The organism is Bradyrhizobium sp. C-145 (assembly GCF_023375135.1).
Taxonomy (GTDB): domain Bacteria; phylum Pseudomonadota; class Alphaproteobacteria; order Rhizobiales; family Xanthobacteraceae; genus Bradyrhizobium; species Bradyrhizobium zhanjiangense.
The window spans coordinates 3,747,658-3,767,267 of the sequence record NZ_CP088150.1; the positions used below are offsets into that span (position 1 = coordinate 3,747,658).

Genomic DNA, 19,610 nt, shown 5'->3' on the forward strand with positions numbered 1-19,610 from the left:
GACGGCGCGGGCATGCATCGCAACGAACAAAGTTTAAAGCACGCGATAGCGGATCGTGTAGCCGTCCTGCGGGGCGACGGGGCCGGCCAGCGGCGATGCGATGCGGTCGGCGAGGTGCCAGGGGCCGAACTGCTCGGAGCGATGCGGCTCTGCGGGCAGGCGGAGGCGGAATTCGAACGTGCCCTTTCCGGGCAGGTTCACCACCAGCACGCGGTCGGCGGTGCGGTGGTTGAGCGCCACCGCGCCACGCAGCAGCGCGCGCCCGTCTGAGAGGTCGCGCACGCCGTCGACCAGCGCCAGCGTCTGGTTGCGGTCGGTGTGCAGCTCGATCTGGCTGTCGGTGACCGCCGCCAGCATCTCCCTGGGCATGCGGATCTCGAACTCGACCGCAGGCTTGGACGGGTTGAGGCCGAGATAGGCGAGGGCGGCGTGGCGCATGTCGTAGGCGGCAAAGGCGAACAGGACGATCGCGGCGAGCGCCGCAAGGCCGTGCCTGACGACGTCGCGCCAGGTCCGGTAGCTCAGGCGGAAATAGACCGTCATCGCCAGCGCCACCGCAAGCGCGGCAGCAATGCCGGCCAGCGCCGACATCAGAATGCCGTGCCGCCCGTCGGCCGATTGGGCGAAAAGGCTGGACAGGATATTCATGGCGGTCTCTCGCCTCAGGCCCTGGGGGCCGAAATCGCTTTAACTATCGACGTTTGGTCGCGAGAGCGGGAACGCCGGTTCAAGTCGTTCATTGTCAGCGCCAAGAGACGCGGCTAATGACGATCGGCGGCAATTCGCCTCCCGGGAAAGTTCCGATGTCCGTTCAAATGGTCCTGCTGCCGGTCTTCGTGCAAGTCGCTCTCACCTTCGCGCTCTTGATCGGCATGGTGGTGGCGCGCCGCAAGACGCTGGTCTCGGGCGAGACCCAGATTCGCGACATCGCCCTGGGCGAGCCGAACTGGCCCAAGGGCGCCACACAAATCGCCAATTGCTACCGCAACCAGTTCGAGCTGCCGGTGCTGTTCTACGTCCTGATCGCGCTGGCATTGCCGCTGCGCCGGGCCGATCTCTTCATCGTGCTGATGTCCTGGGTGTTCGTGGTGACGCGCTTTGCCCATGCCGGAATCTTCGTCTCCTCGAACGATCTCGGTCGGCGCTCGACGGTCTGGCTCGCCAGTGCGCTGGTGCTGCTGGCGATGTGGGCCTACTTCGCGCTGAAGCTGCTCCTGCTGATCTGACGCTTGCGTTGGCGCATCATGCGCAAAACAGAAGATTATCATCTGAAAGATTTGAAATGACGCCCGCTGCCCGGCTGTCCGCAGCCATTGAACTGATCGACACCATCGAGAGAGACCGCGTGCCCGCGGCCAAGGCGCTGAAGGAGTGGGGCACCGCGCACCGCTTCGCCGGTTCCGGCGACCGCGCCGCCATCGCCGGCCTCGTCTGGGACGTGCTGCGCCGCTATGCCTCGAGCGCGTTCCTGATGGATGCCGACACCGCGCGGGCGCGGCTGATCGGCATGCTGCGCCTCGAGCGCAACATGGATACGGCCACCATGGAGGCGCTGTTCGACGGCAGCCGGTTTGCCCCCGCGCCGCTGACGGAGGCCGAGCAGGCCGCGCTCGCCTCGCGGTCGCTGAGTGGTGCGCCGGCTGCGGTCGCCGGCGACTATCCGGACTGGCTCGATCCGCACTTTGCAAAAGTGTTCGGCGAGGACCGCGCCGCCGAGGCTGCGGCGATGGCGAGCCGCGCCCCGCTCGACCTGCGCGTCAATACGCTAAAATCCAATCGGGACAAGGTGCTGCGTGCGCTTGCTCATCTTCATGCGAAACCGACGCCTTGGTCCGCAACGGGCTTGCGCATCGAGCTTTCGGCCGATGCGCGCAACCCCGGCATCCAGGCCGAGGAGGATTTCATCAAGGGCGCAATTGAAGTGCAGGATGAGGGATCGCAGCTTGCAGCCCAATTCACCGCGGCAAAACCTGGCGAGCAGGTGATCGACCTCTGCGCCGGCGCCGGCGGCAAGACGCTGGCGCTCGCCGCCCTGATGCAGGGCAAGGGCCGGCTGATCGCCACCGATCGCGACAAGCGCCAGCTCGCCCCGATCCACGAGCGGCTGTCGCGCGCTGGCGTCCACAATGCCGATGTCCGCACGCCCAAGGGCGAGGCCGATCCGCTTGCCGACATCCGCGCCTCGGCTGATCTGGTCGTGATCGACGCGCCATGCACGGGAACCGGCACCTGGCGCCGCAACCCCGACGCCAAATGGCGCATGCGGCCGGGCGCGCTGGAGATTCGCCTGCGCGACCAGGCCGAGGTGCTGGAGCGCGCGGTTCCGCTGATGAAGCCGGGCGGCCGAATCGCCTACATCACCTGCTCGGTGCTGTCGGAGGAGAACGGCGAGCAGGTGAGGGCGTTCGTCGCCCGCCATCCCGAGTTTGCGGTGGTGCCGCCGGGGCAGACCGCGAGCGTGCTCTGGGACAAGGCGGTGGCTTTTGGCGAGGCCGCGCTGCAGTCGCCGGAGGGCTGGCTGATGACGCCGCGGCGGACCGGGACGGACGGGTTCTTCGTGTCGGTGCTGAGGAAGGCGTAGCTCTCGTAGGGTGGGCAAAGGCGCGCCCTTCGTGCGCCGTGCCCACCATTTTCCCGCAGTTGTCGCTGCCAACGGTGGGCACGCTTCGCTTTGCCCACTCTACTGCACCGCCGCCTGACGCGGCACGGTTCCACCCCAAAAACAAAAGCCCCGCGAACCGAATCCGGTCGCGGGGCCTGTATTCGTAGCGCTTCTGCCGGTACGTCCGTGGTCAGAAGCGCTGGTGCGCTGGCGATTAGCCGACGCGGAGATTGTCAGCCGAGGACTTGCCGCTGCGACGATCGGCGACGATGTCGAACGAGACCTTCTGGCCCTCGTTGAGGGAGGAGAGGCCAGCGCGCTCGACGGCGCTGATGTGCACGAACACGTCCTTCTGGCCGTCATCCGGCTGGATGAAACCATAACCCTTTTGGGTGTTGAACCACTTCACGGTGCCCATAGCCATGGGAATTTCCTTTAGTTAGAGAGGATACGCACGCAGACCGGTACGCAGCATTGCGCCCATAGTCCTGATGAGTCGATGTTTGGAGAATTCATCTGAAGCGTGCGCGCCCGTCAGCAACGAAGCGAAGCGGCCCAGTCGTTCGGCCAAGTATCGATGATCACAATATAGCGAGGATTTGGGGCTTCTTCAAGGCACCACCCGCGCTTCGGGATACCGCGCGGGTTTGCTATTTTGCGGTGCAAGTTCGCCGCACTCGCGCGTCTCAGTCGACGATGAAGAGCGTCGCGCCCACCGCCGTCGAGGACCGGTGCGCGGCATCACCGAAATCCGAGACCTGGTAGCTCATCCCGGCCGTCAGCTTGAATTTGCGCCCGTCGCGCAGCTCGCTGTCGAGCTCGCCCTTCAGCACGTAGAGCACGTGACCGCGATCGCACCAATGATCGGCGAGATAGCCCGGCGAATACTCCACCATCCGCACCCGGAGATCGCCAATGTTGAGCGTGCGCCACTGCGCCTGGCCGGTTTCGCCGGGATGCGTGGTGGGCTCAACTTGGCTCCAGTCGGTGACGGTGAAGGGGGAAGTGGGGAGTTTCATGGGAGGTCCTGTCTCGATGCCGGCGGGGCTTCTGTTATCGCACGCTGTCGCCGCAGTCTCCGTCATTGCGAGCGCAGCGAAGCAATCCAGAAATGCAGCCGCGGCAGCAGTCTGGATTGCTTCGTCGCATCAGCGCAAAATTGCTTTGCAATTTTGTCGCGAGCTCCTCGCAATGACGAGTTTGGGGAACGCTCGCGCTTCAATCTCGCTGTCATCGCCCGCGAAGGCGGGCGATCCAGTATTCCAGAGACCCGTGCCGTGATGCGGAGAAACCGCGGCGTACTGGATTCCCCGCTTGCCGCCTTCGCTAAAGCTTCGGCGCCCCTGGGACCTCAACCCCGGCGAAGCCTTGGCGTAGCCGGGTCGCGGGGAATAACGGCGGCGGGTGAGGCGGCACCGTCCATTATAACAGCTCCTACTGCACCAAATGGTTCGCCGACCCCTGCACGATCAGCCCCGCCGCATTCACCCGCAGATATTCGCAGATCTTCTTCCCACGCTCGTTCGCGTAGAACACCACGACACTATCGGGGCTGACGAACATATCGATCAGCGAGAAATGCAGCTCCGGCAGCAGCCCCAGCGCCTTGCCCCAATAGGCGCGAAGCGCGTCCTTGCCGCGCACGGTGCCGCTGGCATCGAACCCCATCACGGGGATGCGGTCCGAGGTCATCACCGCCTCCTCGTCATAGAGCCTGAGCACGCGTTCGAGGTCGCGCGCGTTCCAGGCCTCGATCCAGGTGCGGCCGAGCGCGGCAAGCGATGATGGCTGGTGATGCTGTGACATGGCGTTCTCCCTGATCAGCCCTTGTTCGAGAGGGGCATAATAGGTCAATATTGCTTACCTATATCGATTTGTCCATGCTCAAAGAAGAATGTGGGGCGCCCGCCCGCGCGGTTGCGGGCCGGCGCGCGGTCGCGTATCTGCTGGCCATGACAGCAGCACAAAACGACCGCTCCGCGTCGACGCCCTCGGTGGCCTCGGCGCATGACAAGATTCTCATCGTCGACTTCGGCAGCCAGGTGACGCAGCTGATCGCGCGTCGCGTGCGCGAGGACGGCGTCTATTGCGAGATCGTCCCGTTCAACAAGGCAGAAGCTGCCTTCGACGAGATGAAACCGAAGGCGGTGATCCTCTCCGGCGGCCCGGAATCGGTGCATGAGGCCGGCTCGCCCCGCGCGCCGCAGTCGATCTTCGATTCCGGCGTGCCGGTGATGGGCATCTGCTACGGCCAGATGACCATGGCGGCGCAGCTCGGCGGCGAGGTCGAGGGCGGCCATCACCGCGAGTTCGGCCGCGCCGATGTCGAGGTCAAGGCCAAGAGCCAGCTGTTCGAGGACGTCTGGTCGCTGGGCGGCAAGAACCAGGTCTGGATGAGCCATGGCGACCGCATCACCAAGATGCCGCCGGGCTTCTCCGTCGCCGGCACCTCGCCGAACGCGCCCTTCGCGATCATTCAGGACGAGACGCGCAAATATTACGGCCTGATGTTCCACCCCGAAGTGGTGCACACGCCCGACGGCGCCAAGCTGATCCGCAACTTCGTCCGCAAGATCGCCGGCCTCACCGGCGACTGGACCATGCGCGCCTTCCGCGAGGAGGAGATCCAGAAGATCCGCCAGCAGGTTGGCAGTCGCAAGGTGATCTGCGGCCTTTCCGGCGGCGTCGATTCAGCGGTCGCGGCCGTGCTGATCCATGAGGCCATCGGCGACCAACTCACCTGCGTCTTCGTCGACCATGGCCTGCTGCGCCTCGACGAAGCCAAGACCGTGGTCGACCTGTTCCGCCACCACTACAACATCCCGCTCGTGCACGTGGATGCCTCCAAGCAATTCCTCGGCGAGCTCGAAGGCGTCACCGACCCGGAAGTGAAGCGCAAGACCATCGGCCGCCTCTTCATCGAGGTGTTCGAAGCTGAAGCCAAGAAGATCGGCGGCGCCGACTTCCTCGCGCAAGGCACGCTCTACCCCGACGTGATCGAGAGCGTCTCCTTCACCGGCGGCCCCTCGGTGACGATCAAGTCGCACCACAATGTCGGCGGGCTCCCTGAGCGCATGAACATGAAGCTCGTCGAGCCCCTGCGCGAGCTGTTCAAGGACGAGGTGCGCAAGCTGGGGCGCGAGCTCGGCCTTCCCGAAATTTTCGTCGGCCGTCACCCGTTCCCGGGCCCGGGCCTTGCCATCCGCTGCCCCGGCGAGATCACCAGGGACAAGCTCGACATCCTGCGGAAAGCGGACGCCGTCTACATCGACCAGATCCGGAAAGCAGGCCTCTACGACGAGATCTGGCAGGCCTTCGCCGTGCTGCTCCCCGTCAAGACCGTCGGCGTCATGGGCGACGGCCGCACTTACGATTATGTGGTCGGCCTCCGCGCCGTCACCTCCACCGACGGCATGACCGCGGACTTCTACCAGTTCGACATGAAGTTCCTGGGCGAGACCGCCACGCGCATCATCAACGAGGTGAAGGGCGTGAACCGGGTGGTGTACGACGTCACCAGCAAGCCGCCTGGGACGATTGAGTGGGAGTAGTGCGGCCTGCTGGCATCGCGTAGTTTAGCGTGGCCTAGTCGGGTTGCTCTCGCTTCCTTCGCGTTGAGAATTCTGACCGAAGTAGTGAGCTTGGCTTATCCCGACTTGGGACAGTCGCCATCAAGCGAGATGCTCATCGCTCGAATGGTTTCTCGTGGCAATGACCGCGGACCTTTCGCCGACAGATCGCGGAAACTCGCGTTGGCCGCAGGGTCTACGTTCGCAACATGGCCTCAATCTGTTGTGCGGCTCCAAGCAGCGTGCGGTCCTGTCCGCGTCTGGCAATGATTTGCAGGCCGAATGGAAGTCCGCGCTGATCCGTTCCGCACGGAAGCGAAATCGCCGGCAGGCGAGCGTGATTGGCGAAGGGCGTGAACACTGCGTGCCCGCGCGGGCTCGCAGGCTTTCCGCCGATCATGTCCGGGCCGAGCTGCATCAGCGGCCACGCGACGCATGGGACGGTTGGCGCTAGCAATAGATCAACCTTGCCAAAGAATGCCGCAAACGCGTTGGCGATTGCGGCACTGGTCCCGAGCGCAGCACCGATCTCGGCGCGAGACCAGGACAGGCCGCGCTCGATCTGCGTTGCGATGTTCGGATCGAACAGGCTCGGATTCTTGCGGAAGGCCTCGCCATAGAGGGCCGCGAGGCCAGCATGCTGGAGCGGCATGATGGCCTCTTCGGTCGCACCCGGCGGCCAGACGGGATCATGTCGGGAGATCTGCAATCCGGCAGCGGAAAGATGCTCGACGACCGAGGAAACACCGTCGGCGACGGCCTGATCGACGGCGACATCAAATCCGAGACGCGGCGAGAAAGCGACGCGCAAGTCCGAGAGCTCGCCGCTATCGCGTGCGATCGCCGCGGAATCCGGATCGCGCGGATCAAGGCCGGCCATAGCCTCGAACGCGAGCGCGACGTCGGCGACCTCTGCTGCCATCGGCGCAATCACAGACAGGCCAAAGAACGGTTCGGCAAAGCCCGGACCATAAGGGATTGCACCGTAGGACGGCTTGAAACCGACCACGCCGACATGAGCCGGCGGTCGCCGGCTGGAGCCTCCTGCGTCCGTTCCGACCGCGAGCGGCACGAGACCGGCCGCGACTGCAGTCGCCGGCCCGCCCGATGAGCCGCCCGGCGTCAGTTGCGGATTGCGTGGATGACGCGTCGGACCGAACAACTCGGAGGTGGTGATGCCCTTGCAGGCAAACTCGGAAGTCGCTCCGATCCCCACGATGACGGCACCAGCCTGCCGAAGCCGCTCGACGGCAATGGCGTCCTGCGGCGCGACGAAGTCAGCAAACAGCCGGGAGCCCTGCGTCACGCGCCAGCCGCCGACCCAGATGTTGTCCTTGACGACCACGGGGACGCCGGCGAGCGGCAGCGGCCTTCCGGCGTGCGCGCTGCGATCGATTTCGGCGGCATCCGCAAGAGTGCGCTCCGGATCGGTGGTGACGACCGCATTCAAGTCCTTGGCGGCTTCGATGCGGTCGAGCGCGGCGCGCGCGATCTCGGCCGCTGTCATCTGTCCCGCGGCGACATTGGCCGCGATGTCGCGTGCTGTCGGGAACGCTGTCATCGACCTCCCCAGATCAATGCGAGTGTGCCGCAGAAGGTGAGGCACGCCAAGGTCACGAAGGCGGCGCCAAGGCTTGCCGCGGCATCGATAGCCGAAACAAGCACCGGCGCCAGCAACAGTCCCGCATAGGATGCAGTCAGCACCGCACCCGTGGTCTCGCCAATTCTGACCTGCGGCGCAAGTCGCGCGACCTCGGCAAGGAAGACGCCGTTCCAACCGGAGGCCGTCAGACCCAACAACGCCGCAACGGCGAATTGGCCCATTCGACCGAACGAGGCTCCATCTGCGCCGAGAAGACCGGCGCAGAGCGACATGCCCATTCCGATGACGACGAGGACCATGCGCGAAGCGTCAAAGCGCATCGCGAGGAAACCCCAGCCAAGTCGTCCGATGAGGCCACCTGCCTGCGCGCATGCGAGCGCTATGCCCGCCTCGATGTGACTCAGCCCGAGTTCATGCGTGCCGAGGGTCACGAATACGGTATTGAGGGACAACTGCATTGCACTGAACGGCATCGAGGCCAGCGCCAGCATTGCGATCCGCCGGTCTGCGGTCACCAGCGCCAGCCGCGCGCGGAGATCGAGCTTTGGCGGCGGGATGACCTTGCCGGCGTAGGCCGGCCGCAACCATTCGAACAGCGCGATCGCGAGCAGCGCGCAGAGGCCCACCACCGCATAGCACCAGGCCGGCCCGAACGCGATGGCGATCGCGGGCAGGGCCAGCGAGCCGCAGACCGCGCCGATCTGGTTGCCGGTCTGGCGTACCGAGAACACGAAGGCGCGGCGCTCGGCGGTGACGAGCCGCGACAGCAGCGCCGCGCTCGCCGGCGTTTCGGGCCCCATGGCAAGGCCGAGGCAGAGGCCCGCGGCCAGCAGGGCGGCGCTCGATCCGAGCGAAGCCAGTGCGATGCCGACGACGATGGCCGCCGCACAGAGGCTCGCGATCCGCAGCGATCCAACCCGCGCGATGAAGCCGCCGCCCCAGAAAGAGGCGGGGATGCCGACCGCGAACACCGCGCACGAGAACATCGAGAGCTGCCAGACCTCGATATGAGCGCGCGGCGCCACCACGCCCGGCGCGAACAAGGCGAGCGCCACCAGGGCCTGAAGCGCGGTCATCGCCCCCAGGGCCGGCAGCAATGCCGGTGCTGGCCGAACGGCGGTGTTTCCGTCTACCATGGCGGCGTGCTCATGGGAGGAACGTGGTGGCAGGCGGTATTTCCATTCACGCGGTCGATGTGGCGAGCGGGCGTCCCGCGCAGGGGCTGCGCGTCGAGATCTGGCGCATTGGCCCCGATTCCTCGCGCATTGCCGAAGGGCGGCTCGGCGCCAATGGCGTACTCGATCACCTCATCGCGCAAGGCGTTGGTGTGACGGCGGGCGAGTACGAGGTGCTGTTTCATCTCGGCGAGTTCTTTGGCGACGGCGATGGCTTCCTGACCGTGATCCCGTTCCGCTTTCGCATCAAGGATGTCAGCGAGCATTTTCATCTGCCTCTGAAATTCACGCGCTGGGGTTTTTCGTTGTTCCGCGGCGCCTGATCAGTTGGTCAGCCGCCGCGACAGGCCCGTCACGCGCTCCATCACCGCGACCAGCGCCACGGTCGCGATAATCAGCACGCCCGACAGCGCGGCGATGGTGACATCGAGCTTGCCTTCGAGGTCCTGCCACATCCGGATCGGCAGCATGTCGGTTGCGGCATCGCGCAGGAACAGCGACACCGGCACGTTGTCGAAGGACGACATGAAAGCGATGAAGGCGCCCGCGATGATGCCGGGCCGGATGAGCGGCAGCACGATCCTGCGGAAGGTGTAGAGGCGGCTCGCGCCCAGCACCGCCGAGCTTTCAAGCAGGGTCGGCTCGAGCTGGGCGAGCGCTGCGACCGTGTTGCGCACGACATAGGGGACGCAAACCACGGTGTGGCCGATCACCAGCGTCAGCAGCGACACCGGCAGGCCGACCAGCGAAAACAGCATCAGGGCGGCGAGGCCGAAGGCAAGCGCGGGCAGCACCAGCGGCGACATGAAGAGGGAATCGAGCAGCCGCGCCGACAGCGTGCGCGATCGCGAGATCGCGAGCGCCGCGGCGACGCCGAGGGCGACGGACAGGCCGGTCGCCCACAGTGCCACGATCAGGCTGTTCTTCGCGGCGAAGTGCAACTGCCAAGCATTCCACAGCTCGGCGTACCAGCGCAGCGAATAGTCCGGCGGCGGGAAGCGCAGCGAGAAGCCGCTGGTGAAGGAGACGATCAGCACCACGAGCGAAGGCGCGATGATGATAACAAGCGCGATCACGGCGATCACGGTCATGACGAGCTCGAAGCTGATCGCCTCCCAGGTGCGCTTGCGGCCGCTCATCAGGCGCCTCCATAACCGCGCGACATGCGGCCGAGCGTGGTGAAGACCGAGACCACCGCGAGCACGGCGAGCAGGAAAATGATCGAGATCGCGGCCGCGAACGGCCAGTTCTGCAACGTCGAGGCCTGCTGGTAGAGATACATCGGCATGAACAGCATCTGCCCGCCGCCGATCAGCGACTGGGTGATGAAGGCAGTGATCGCGGCGGCATAGGTCAGCGTGCAGCCGGCGATGACGCCGGGCAGAGACAGCGGCAACACGACGCGGAAGAAGGTGCGCCAGCTTCCGGCACCGAGCGAGCAGGAGGCATCGTCGAGATTGGGATCGATGCGGCCGAGCGCGGTGATCAGCGGCAGCGTCATCAAGGGCATCTGCACCTGCGCCAGCGCGATCACCACGCCGAACTGGGTGTAGAGCAATTTTAGCGGCGTATCGATGATGCCGAGGGATTGCAGCGTCGCATTGATGATGCCCTGGCGTCCGAGGATGACGATCCAGGCGAAGGTGCGGACCACGACGCTGGTCAAAAGCGGAAGCAGCACGATCAGGATGATGATGGTCTGAAGCTTTGGCCCGACCCGCTGATACAGCCAGGCGATGGGAAAGCCGAGCAGGAGGCAGACGGCCGTCACCTCGGCGCCCAGCAGCAGCGTCGAGCCCAGCACGCCGAGGCTGATGGGATCGGTCAGGAAGTGCAGGTACTGGCCGAGCCCCCAATGAAGCCCGGCGGTGTCGTTGTGCAGCGAGAGCCAGAACAGTTGCAGCAGCGGTGCGACGAAGAAGACCAGGAAGAACAGCGCCAGCGGCGCTGCCAAACCCATTCCGTAGGATGTCACGTCCCGTGATGCCGGTGCTGCGCCCATAGCTTAGATCTTGATCTCGCGATTGAAGCGCTCGATCCAGGCCGAGCGCTGCTCGTTGATCTTCTTCCAGTCCTGGAACACGAATTTCTTCTTCAGTTCAGTGGTGTCCTTGGCGAGCACGCGCGCGATCTCGCCGCCCATGGTGACCTTGGAGTTGGTCGGCACGATCAGATAGGGCGGGTTCATCAGTGTGGTCTGCACCTCCGGCGTCAACGCCGCCTCGATCAGCTTGAAGGCAAGCTCGCGATTGGGCGAGTTCTTGACGATGTGGATCGTGGTCTTGAAGGCGATGGCGCCTTCCTTCGGCGCCACGAACTCGACCGGCACGCCGCGCGCTTTCAAGATCTGGATGGCGTTGAAATTGCCGGGCGAGATGTCGATCTGGCCCTGCTGGAACAGGGTCGCGAGCGCGCCGGGATTTGCGGCGACCGCGGCGAGATTGGGCTTGAGCTCCTCCAGCGCCTTGAAGCCAGGATCGACATTGGTCTCCGAGCCGCCGCGCATCTTGGCGATCTCGACCAGCCAGCCGGTGCCGAGCGTCGAGTTGAGATTGGTGATGCCGACACGGCCCTTGAACTCCGGCTTCCAGAGATCGGCCCACGAGGTCGGCGGCGTCTTGACGGCTTCCGGATTGTAGGTGAGGCCGACGACCTGGAAGAACGGGGCAGGGCCCATCGGCTCCTGCGCTTCGGTGATCAGGTCCTTGTAGTAAGCGCTCTTGTCGACCGGGTAGGGTTCGGCGAGATCCTGGCCGATCGCGACAAGCGCCGGACCGGGATCGTGCAGCATGACGTCGATCGGCGGGTTGACCTTGGCCGCGTTGACCTTGGCGATCTGGTCGACCGACAGCATGGGGTCGAGCACAATCGCCGCATCCGCATTGGCTTTGCGAAACGCCGGCACCAGCACGGCCTTGTGCGCTTCCTCCCAGCTTCCGGTGAAGGTCGCAAATACCAGCGGGCGGGCCTGGGCGTAGCTTAAGCCCGGAAACGCCTTCATGGCACCGAGGGTGAGGGCGGTCGTCATCAGGCTTCGGCGGTTCAGGATCATGTCGAACTCCCTATGGACAAGACTAAAATCTAGAGCGCTGCGGGAAAGGCATTGGCGAGCGATGGCGCGAGCGGCGCGAGGCGCACCGCAGCGCCATTCTCCAGCGCGCGCGTCTCGCCGATGCGCGCCTGGGAAACCTTGACGCCGGAGCCGTCGGCGGTGGTGACCTCGTGCACGACAGTGGCGCCAAGCGGCAGCGACATGCCGACTACGCCGGCAAAGCCGCTCTCGTCGCCAACGAATTGCAGATGCTCGGGGCGGATGCAGACGGTGACGCGCCCGCCTTCGGTGAGGGCGCCTGCTGCCGGCCGTGCGATGATCTCCGCGCCGGCATCGAGGCGCACTTTCGCGGCCGTGCGATCTGCGGAGACCACAACACCGGGCATGCGGTTGGTGGAGCCGACAAAGGTGTTGACGAACAGGGTCTGCGGCCGGTCGTAGACGTCGGACGGCGTGCCGAACTGTTCGAGCTTGCCGTGGCTCAGCACCGCGACGCGGTCGGCCATCGACAGCGCCTCTTCCTGGTCGTGGGTCACGATTAGCGTGGTGATGCCGGACACGCGCTGCAGCCGCTTCACCTCGATCTGCATGTCCAGCCGCAGATTCTTGTCGAGCGCGGCAAAGGGCTCGTCCAGCAGCAGGATCGACGGCCTGATCGCGAGCGCGCGGGCAAGGGCAACACGCTGCTGCTGGCCGCCGGAGAGCTGTCGTGGCAGACGCTCCGCCATGGTCGACAATTGCACCAGCTCGAGCAGGCGCTGCGCCTCGCGCTGGCGCGATGTCTTGTCGACGCCGCGCGCGGCGAGCCCGTAAGCGACATTCTCGCTGATCGAGAGGTGCGGGAACAGCGCATAGTTCTGGAACACGATGCCGACGGCGCGCTTGTTCGGCGGCAGCGCATCGACGATGTCGTCGCCGATGATGATCCGTCCTTGCGTCTGCGCGATGAAACCGGCGATGATGCGCAGGAGCGTTGTCTTGCCGCAGCCGGAGGGGCCGAGCAGCGCGATGATCTCGCCACCCTTGATGTCGAGATTGATGTTCTCGACCGCAAGCGCGCCACTCGGATAGCGGTGGGTGACCGCGTCGACGACGAGTGACCGTCCGCCTTGCGCTTCAGCCATGGTGTTGCCTCCCGTTGCCCCAAAAGAGAAAGCAAGTCTCGTGCCCGTCATGCTCGCCTTTCGATGCGAGGTTTGGCATTGTGGGGCGATGACATCGATTTGCGAGCTCTCGGCCACAACTCTTGCGCGCGCGATTGCGAAGGGCGAGTTGTCTTCGCGCGACGCCGTCGAGGCGCATCTGGCGAGGATCGCTGACCGGGATACGCAATTGGCGGCATTCGTGACCGTTGATGCCGAAAGCGCCCGCCGCGCCGCGGAAATTTGTGACGGTGCGTCCGCACCGGTCGGGCCGCTGCATGGCGTGCCCGTCGCGATCAAGGACCTCACCGACACCGCGGGGCTTGCGACCACCTACGGATCGGTGCTGTTCCGCGATCACGTCCCACGCGAGGATGATCTCGTCGTGGCGCGGCTGCGGCGCGCCGGCGCGATCATTCTCGGCAAGACCAACACGCCGGAGTTTGGCTTTGGCGCGGTCTGCACCAACAGATTGCGCGGGTCGACGCGCAATCCGTTCGATCCCGCGCTGACCTCCGGCGGATCCTCCGGCGGCTCCGCCGTTGCGGTTGCGGCCGGCATGGTGCCGCTGGCGCACGGCACCGATTTCGGCGGCTCCGTGCGCACGCCCGCCAGCTTCTGCGATGTTGCCTCGATCCGACCCACGCCTGGCCGTATCCCATCGCCGCGCCGTCCGCTCGGCTGGGACATGCTGGCCACCCACGGTTTCCTCGCCCGCGGCGTTGACGATCTCGAACTGGCACTGTCGGTCTGTGGGGGCGGCGACGCCAACGATCCGCTCTCGATTGGCATTGCCGGTGAAGATCCGCCGCTCACGGGGCGTCCCCGGATCGCAGTCACGCCCGATTTCGGCGTCGCGCCGGTGTCGCGCGAGGTGCGTGCGCGCTTCACTGCGGCCTGCGACATGCTCGCGGGCGTGGCCGCTGTCGTGCCATCTTCGCCAGACTGCAGTGGTGCGATCGAAACCTTCCGCACGCTGCGGGCCACGCATATTGCTAACAGCTATGGCGAGCTGCTGAGAACCCGCCGCGCCGAGCTCACGCCCACCGTGATCTGGAATATCGAGGCGGGCGCAAAACTCTCCGCCGAAGATTATCTCAACGCCGAGCGGCGCCGCACCTCGATCTATCGCAGCTTTCGCGAGTTGTTCACGTGCACTGATTTCCTGGTTGCGCCGGCGGCGTCCGTGTTCCCCTGGCCGAACGAGATCAGCGACGTCGCCGCGATCGACGGCGTGGGGCTGGAGACGCCGATCGACTATCTTGCGGTCACCTTCATCGTGTCGCTGGTCGGTTTCCCGGTCCTGACCTTGCCGGCGCGACGGGGGAAGAATGAACTGCCTTTCGGAATCCAGATCATCGCGCCGCCCGCTTGCGAATCCCGCCTGTTTGCCTTCGGCCGTGCCCTCGACAACGAATTGGGTTTTTCGCATCGCCGGCCGCCTCTCTGATCAGCTGTCGCGATGCTCAAGCCGGGCAGTGAGCGCGTCGGCAAGACCGATCGTCGGTTTGGCGGCGGGCCGGCGGTACGTGCCTGCAGTCGCCTTGCGCAGCCGTAGCGCCACCAGCGCCTCGGCCTGCTTCACGGCGGCGACGACCTGATCGACGACGGGGACGGGGATCCGGTTGGCGACGCGTTCGGCAAGGCCCGAGAGCGGCGCGCCTGCGAAGATCAGGACATCAGCCTCGTCTTCGACGATGGCGCGTTGCGCGAGGTCGACGAGCAGATCCTCTTTCTCGGTGCCGACCTCGGAAATCGCCTTGAACGGCGTATCGAGCATGCGGATGCCGGCGCAGCGCTCCCCCAATCCGTGCGCACGGACGCATTCCTCGTACCAGGGGCCCAAGGCTTGTGCGAAGGTGACGATGGCAAATCGGCGTCCGGCCATGCAGGCCATCAGCATCGCCGCCTCCGCCATGCCGATCACGGGAATGTCGAACGTCTCGCGCGCGGCGAATAGGCCGGGATCGCCGAAGGCTGCGATGATTGCAGCATCGACTTTTGTGTGTTGCTCGGCCAGCATCTCCAGCGCAATGGCGCCGCCGATCTGCGCCTCGGTGCGCGTCGCGATATAGGGCACGCCGCGCGTGGCGGTGCAGGGGACCAGCTCGGTGCCGGGGGCGGCTGCGCGCCGCCCGACCTCGGTCATCAATTGCGTGACCGCGGTGCTGGTGTTGGGGTTGAGCAGCAGCAGCCTCACGGTCAGGCCGCAGTCAGCTTGGTTTTGGGGGCAAGAGTCTCGAGCAATGCGATGCCGGTCTGACGGACATGAGCGCCGAGCAGGCGTCCTGCGGCCTCGCTGTCCCGCGCTTCGAGCGCGGCGAGAATACTGGCGTGCTCGTCGACCGAATCGCTCCAGCGCCTGTCGGCGCCGAGCGCGAGATAACGCGCACGTTCGGCGCGCGAGATCAGCGTCTCGTGCGCCTCGCGCAGCGGCGTGTTGCGGGCCATGCGGACGATGGTGTTGTGGATCTCGCCGTTGATGGCGAAATAGTCGTCGAGCTTGCCGCTGCGGTGATGACCTTCCATCCGGGTCTGAAGCGTGCGGAGGCGGGCGAGATCACGCTCGGTCGCGCGCTCCGCGGCGAGCTCGGCGGCCAGCCGCTCGATGCCGGCCAGCGCTTCGAACAGCTCAGAGATGCCGTCGATCGCTATATCGGCGATGCGCGGGCTGCGGTTCGGGCGCAGCTCGATCAACCCTTCCGCCGCCAGCACCTTCATCGCCTCGCGCAAGGGGGTGCGCGACACCCCGAGCTCCTTCGACAGCTTCGTCTCCTGGGTCTGCGATCCCGGGGGCAGCTCGCCGCGAATGATCATCGTCCGCATCCGCGCAGCGGCGCGCTCATGCAGGCCCATCCGCTTGAGTTTGGGCGACTTTCGTCCCTTCGGCGCTTCCGATTTTGGCTGCACGCGTGCCTCACTTCTCATGTTGATCCTAGCCGTTTCCGGCCCTTTTGCTTGCCCAAAATATCGACGTATCTCGCTGAAAACAATGGCATAGCGCGCAAATTGTATGCAGCATGCAAAAACCGGATTGCGCTGCGGCGAAGGGCGGCGGATGATCGTTTCCGACGCGCGAGATCCCGCGCGCCTTCGAAACGGAGTAAGCGATGCGGACGAGTTTGCGACTGGGCCTCGTGGTGATGGCGGCGGTGCTTGGCGGAAGCGAGATCGCCTCGGCGCAAGTCCCGAAGATCAAGCTCGGCTACGCCAAATGCGCGCACTGCCTGCCGATGTCGCTGGTCCCCGGGTTGGCCAAGAACGTCGAGGTCGAGGCCACCGGCTTCAACTCGGGCAATGACGTGCTCACCGCGCTGGTGTCGAAGAGCATCGACGTCGCGCAGGTCACCTACCTCCACTACGTCACCGCGCTCGACAAGGGCTTCGACGTCGTCGCCGTCTCCGGCCAGATCAACGGCGGCTCGGAATGTCTCTCCTCCGCCAAGCTGAACCTTCCCCCTGAGGACTGGGCCACGTTCAAGACGACCGTCGCGAAGGCGAAGAGCGACGGTCAGCCGCTCAAGGTCGCGGCGTCCCGCGGCAATGCGCAGGACATCCACATGCGCGGCGCATTCCTCAAGCAGGGTGTCGATCCCAACAAGGACATCCAGTTCATCAACATTCCCAATCCGTCCGACCACCTCGCGGCGCTCCAGCGCGGCGAGGTCGACATGATCTGCTCGGTCGAGCCGTTTGCCTCGCAGATCCGCCTCGCTGGCGCCGGCAAGCATTTCGTGCTGCCGTATGAGCAGGCTGCGGGCAACCTGACCAATCTGATCGTCACCCGGTCCGACGTGATTGCGAGCCAGCGCGCCGGCGTCCAGGGCGTCGTCAGCGCCGTGGTCGAGCTCGACAACAAGCTGATCGCCGACAAGGCGCCGTGGGTCGAGGTCATCAACAAGCTCACCGGCCTCGACAAGAATGTGGCGACCGAGGCGCTGAAGAATGCCTCGCCCGATCCTGCGATCCATCGGTCGCAGACGCTGGCGATCGCCGCGATGATGCGCGACCTCAAATACATCTCGAAGGACGTCGCCGCGGAAGCGGAGAAGAATATGGACTATTCGTTCCTGGAGCAGGCGACGGGAAAAACCAAGAATGACCTCGGTTACTGACGTCTCGCCCGCAAGGCCGGCGTTTCGGCTGACGCGGGCGTTCCAGGGGCTCGAACGCCTCGCCGTGCCTGCGCTGCTGATCGTGGGTTGGGAGGCCTTTGCCCGCAGCGGCATGCTGCCGCCGGCGCTGCTGCCGGCGCCGAGCGCGGTGCTGCACGCGCTCGGCGACTGGGTGTTTGGCTTCGATGAGACCACGCAGACCTATTCCGGGCACTGGCTGCGCGATGCGCTCGCCAGCGCCTTGCGCGTGTTCGGCGGCTTTGCGCTGGCAAGCCTGCTCGGCATTCTCGCCGGCGTCGCGATCGGCTGGTCCCGCCTGTTCGAGAAGACGCTGGAGCCGACGTTGCAGATGTTGCGGCCGATCCCACCGGTATCCTGGATTCCGCTGGCTATCATCTGGTTCGGCATCGCCGACAAGCCGGCCATCTTCCTCGTCTTCCTCGGCGCCTTCTTTCCCGTCCTGATGAACAGCATCCACGGCGTGAAGACCGTGGATCATAATCTCGTCCGCGCTGGCGCGATGATGGGCGCCAATAGCCGCCAAATGCTGACCGACATCGTGCTGCCGGCGGCGCTGCCGTCGATCTTTGCCGGCCTGCGCATCGCGGTCGGCTCGGCCTGGATGCTGACGGTGACGGCCGAGATGGTCGCGGTGAAGAGCGGCCTCGGCTACGTGCTGTGGGATTCCTATTACTTCCTGCGCTACGACATCGTGCTCGCGGCGATGATCTCGATCGGGCTGCTCGGCTATCTCTCCGATCTCGGCCTCAAGGCGATCATGGGGCGCACGCTGCGCTGGCAGCAGACCACCACCGTGCAGGGCAGGGCGGGCTGATGGCGGCAATCGAGCTTCGCAACATCGTCAAGGTGTTTTCCGACAAGCGGCGCGGTCGCGACCTGTTGACGCTGGACAACATCAATCTCGACATCGGGGCCAATGATTTCGTCTGCCTGCTTGGTCCGTCCGGCTGCGGCAAGTCGACACTCCTGAACATCATCGCCGGCTTCGAGCAGGCGACAAGCGGCCGCACGCTGGTCGACGGCAAGCAGGTGGAGCGGCCCGGCTCGGACCGCGGCGTGGTGTTCCAGCAACCGACCCTGATGCCGTGGCTGACCGCGATCGACAACATCGCCTTCCACCTCAAGCTCAAGGGCGTCGCCAAGGCCGAACGGCGCGACCGCGCCATGGAGTTCATCGATCTCGTGGGCCTGCGCGGCTTCGAGCACCATCATCCCTCCGAAATGTCCGGCGGCATGAACCAGCGCGTCGGCATTGCCCGTGCGCTGCTGATGAACCCGAGCGTCATCCTGATGGACGAGCCGTTCGCTGCGCTGGACGCCCAGACCAAGCTCGAAATGCAGGAGGAACTGGTCGCGATCTGGCAGAAACGGCGCTGCACGATCGTGTTCGTCACCCACAGCGTCGACGAGGCGCTGGTGCTCGGCAACAAAATCGTGGTGATGACCAAGCGGCCGGGCCGGATCCGCGAGGCCGTCAATTTCGACCTGCCGCGTCCGCGCGACATCACCAGCCCCGAATTCAATGACGCAAAGCGCCACATCCTGGCTTTGATCCGGGAGGAGTCGACGCGCCTCGCGCAGGCGTCGTAAGGTACCGCCATGCGCAAGCGTCTCGGCATGATCACGCCGTCGTCCAACTCGGTGCTCGAGCCCATCACCAGTGCGATGCTGGCGGGCGTCCCTGGCGTCACGGCGCACTTCTCGCGTTTCCGCGTCACCGAGATCGCGCTCGACGCAGCGGCGCTCAGCCAGTTCGACGCCTCGGTGATGCTGCCGGCGGCGGATCTGCTCGCCGACGCCAAGGTCGACGCCATCGCCTGGAACGGCACGTCCGCGAGCTGGCTGGGCATCCAGCGTGACATGAGCCTGTGTGAAGCGATCAAGGCGCGCACAGGCGTGCCGGCGACGACGTCGACGTTGGCCTGCATCGACGCGGCGCGCGCGCTGCAAGCCAGACGCATCGGCTTGGTCTCGCCTTACACGGACGACGTGCAGCGCCGGATCGGACACGTCTGGGCCGAGGCGGGCATCGCTCCGCACACGGAGCGGCATCTCGGCCTGCGCGACAATTTTTCCTTTGGCGAGGTCGAGCCGAGGGTGATCGCCGGCATGATCCACGCCGTCGCTGCCGAGGGCGCCGATGCCGTCGTCATCCTCTGCACCAATTTCGACGGCGCGGGGCTTGCGGCCTCGCTCGAACGGGAATTGGATATCGCCGTGCTGGACTCGGTCGCAGTGACGCTATGGCGGACCCTCAGCCTCGCCGGCGGCGATATCAACACCCTTTCAGAGTGGGGCCGGATCTTCCGGACAGCCCCAGTCATCAGGTGA

Annotated in this window: 21 protein-coding genes; 9 read left to right on the plus strand and 12 right to left on the minus strand. The window is 65.5% G+C overall.

Annotated elements, in window-relative coordinates:
• Positions 1 to 33 precede the first annotated feature (33 nt).
• On the minus strand, positions 34 to 648 hold the full coding sequence (locus tag LRP30_RS17240; RefSeq protein ID WP_249761131.1) for an acriflavin resistance protein: 615 nt from the start codon (positions 646 to 648) through the stop codon (positions 34 to 36).
• A gap of 155 nt (positions 649 to 803) precedes the next feature.
• Between LRP30_RS17240 and LRP30_RS17245 the strand changes: the two genes are divergently transcribed.
• Entirely contained in the window at positions 804 to 1,226 is a 423-nt protein-coding gene (locus tag LRP30_RS17245) for an MAPEG family protein (RefSeq protein ID WP_249761132.1), read from the plus strand.
• A gap of 56 nt (positions 1,227 to 1,282) precedes the next feature.
• A complete protein-coding gene (locus LRP30_RS17250; protein WP_249761133.1) occupies positions 1,283 to 2,581 on the plus strand; it encodes an RsmB/NOP family class I SAM-dependent RNA methyltransferase in 1,299 nt (432 codons plus the stop codon).
• A 235-nt stretch (positions 2,582 to 2,816) separates the two neighbouring features.
• Here LRP30_RS17250 and LRP30_RS17255 read toward each other — a convergent pair whose 3' ends face one another.
• The 3 genes from LRP30_RS17255 to LRP30_RS17265 all read right to left on the minus strand — a co-directional run bounded on the left by LRP30_RS17255 (position 2,817) and on the right by LRP30_RS17265 (position 4,408).
• Positions 2,817 to 3,026: a cold-shock protein gene (locus LRP30_RS17255; protein ID WP_008141931.1), complete on the minus strand. Its 210-nt coding sequence runs from the start codon at positions 3,024 to 3,026 to the stop codon at positions 2,817 to 2,819.
• Positions 3,027 to 3,288: 262 nt separating this feature from the next.
• Positions 3,289 to 3,621 (minus strand): DHCW motif cupin fold protein, encoded by a 333-nt coding sequence (locus LRP30_RS17260; RefSeq protein WP_249761134.1) that lies wholly within the window; start codon positions 3,619 to 3,621, stop codon positions 3,289 to 3,291.
• Positions 3,622 to 4,036: 415 nt separating this feature from the next.
• Entirely contained in the window at positions 4,037 to 4,408 is a 372-nt protein-coding gene (locus tag LRP30_RS17265; RefSeq protein ID WP_249761135.1) for a nuclear transport factor 2 family protein, read from the minus strand.
• A gap of 146 nt (positions 4,409 to 4,554) precedes the next feature.
• Between LRP30_RS17265 and guaA the strand changes: the two genes are divergently transcribed.
• Positions 4,555 to 6,153: a glutamine-hydrolyzing GMP synthase gene (gene guaA, locus LRP30_RS17270; RefSeq protein ID WP_249761778.1), complete on the plus strand. Its 1,599-nt coding sequence runs from the start codon at positions 4,555 to 4,557 to the stop codon at positions 6,151 to 6,153.
• Between the two features lie 214 nt (positions 6,154 to 6,367).
• On the opposite strand, the gene LRP30_RS17275 is transcribed toward guaA, so the two are convergent.
• Both LRP30_RS17275 and LRP30_RS17280 read right to left on the minus strand, forming a co-directional pair.
• Positions 6,368 to 7,732: an amidase gene (locus LRP30_RS17275; protein ID WP_249761136.1), complete on the minus strand. Its 1,365-nt coding sequence runs from the start codon at positions 7,730 to 7,732 to the stop codon at positions 6,368 to 6,370.
• A complete protein-coding gene (locus LRP30_RS17280) occupies positions 7,729 to 8,910 on the minus strand; it encodes an MFS transporter (RefSeq protein ID WP_249761137.1) in 1,182 nt (393 codons plus the stop codon). The genes LRP30_RS17275 and LRP30_RS17280 overlap by 4 nt, the downstream gene beginning before the upstream one ends.
• Positions 8,911 to 8,936: 26 nt before the next feature.
• Between LRP30_RS17280 and LRP30_RS17285 the strand changes: the two genes are divergently transcribed.
• Positions 8,937 to 9,272 carry a hydroxyisourate hydrolase gene (locus tag LRP30_RS17285; RefSeq protein ID WP_249761138.1) on the plus strand — a complete coding sequence of 112 codons (336 nt, stop codon included), beginning with the start codon at positions 8,937 to 8,939 and terminating at the stop codon, positions 9,270 to 9,272.
• On the opposite strand, the gene LRP30_RS17290 is transcribed toward LRP30_RS17285, so the two are convergent.
• From LRP30_RS17290 to LRP30_RS17305, 4 genes are read right to left on the minus strand one after another with little or no spacing between them, the layout of a single operon-like run.
• Positions 9,273 to 10,088, minus strand: coding sequence for an ABC transporter permease (locus LRP30_RS17290; RefSeq protein ID WP_249761139.1), 816 nt, complete (start codon positions 10,086 to 10,088; stop codon positions 9,273 to 9,275).
• Complete coding sequence (locus LRP30_RS17295) at positions 10,088 to 10,951, minus strand: ABC transporter permease (protein WP_249761140.1); 864 nt, start codon at positions 10,949 to 10,951, stop codon at positions 10,088 to 10,090. Before LRP30_RS17295 ends, LRP30_RS17290 begins: the two co-directional genes overlap by 1 nt.
• A 3-nt stretch (positions 10,952 to 10,954) precedes the next feature.
• A complete protein-coding gene (locus LRP30_RS17300; protein WP_249761141.1) occupies positions 10,955 to 12,001 on the minus strand; it encodes an ABC transporter substrate-binding protein in 1,047 nt (348 codons plus the stop codon).
• Between the two features lie 29 nt (positions 12,002 to 12,030).
• A complete protein-coding gene (locus LRP30_RS17305) occupies positions 12,031 to 13,125 on the minus strand; it encodes an ABC transporter ATP-binding protein (protein WP_249761142.1) in 1,095 nt (364 codons plus the stop codon).
• A gap of 88 nt (positions 13,126 to 13,213) precedes the next feature.
• Between LRP30_RS17305 and LRP30_RS17310 the strand changes: the two genes are divergently transcribed.
• Positions 13,214 to 14,593, plus strand: coding sequence for an amidase family protein (locus LRP30_RS17310; protein ID WP_249761143.1), 1,380 nt, complete (start codon positions 13,214 to 13,216; stop codon positions 14,591 to 14,593).
• Here LRP30_RS17310 and LRP30_RS17315 read toward each other — a convergent pair whose 3' ends face one another.
• Positions 14,594 to 15,343 (minus strand): aspartate/glutamate racemase family protein, encoded by a 750-nt coding sequence (locus tag LRP30_RS17315; protein WP_249761144.1) that lies wholly within the window; start codon positions 15,341 to 15,343, stop codon positions 14,594 to 14,596. It lies immediately after the preceding gene.
• 2 nt (positions 15,344 to 15,345) lie between these two features.
• Positions 15,346 to 16,071, minus strand: coding sequence for a GntR family transcriptional regulator (locus LRP30_RS17320; RefSeq protein WP_249761145.1), 726 nt, complete (start codon positions 16,069 to 16,071; stop codon positions 15,346 to 15,348).
• A gap of 182 nt (positions 16,072 to 16,253) precedes the next feature.
• On the opposite strand from LRP30_RS17320, the gene LRP30_RS17325 reads away from it, so the two are divergent.
• Genes LRP30_RS17325 through LRP30_RS17340 form a run of 4 tightly spaced genes read left to right on the plus strand, consistent with a single transcriptional unit; the run spans position 16,254 to position 19,610 of the window.
• Entirely contained in the window at positions 16,254 to 17,258 is a 1,005-nt protein-coding gene (locus tag LRP30_RS17325; protein WP_249761146.1) for an ABC transporter substrate-binding protein, read from the plus strand.
• Positions 17,242 to 18,093, plus strand: coding sequence for an ABC transporter permease (locus LRP30_RS17330; protein WP_249761147.1), 852 nt, complete (start codon positions 17,242 to 17,244; stop codon positions 18,091 to 18,093). Before LRP30_RS17325 ends, LRP30_RS17330 begins: the two co-directional genes overlap by 17 nt.
• Positions 18,093 to 18,869 (plus strand): ABC transporter ATP-binding protein, encoded by a 777-nt coding sequence (locus LRP30_RS17335; RefSeq protein WP_249761148.1) that lies wholly within the window; start codon positions 18,093 to 18,095, stop codon positions 18,867 to 18,869. The genes LRP30_RS17330 and LRP30_RS17335 overlap by 1 nt, the downstream gene beginning before the upstream one ends.
• 9 nt (positions 18,870 to 18,878) lie before the next feature.
• Positions 18,879 to 19,610, plus strand: coding sequence for an aspartate/glutamate racemase family protein (locus LRP30_RS17340; RefSeq protein ID WP_249761149.1), 732 nt, complete (start codon positions 18,879 to 18,881; stop codon positions 19,608 to 19,610).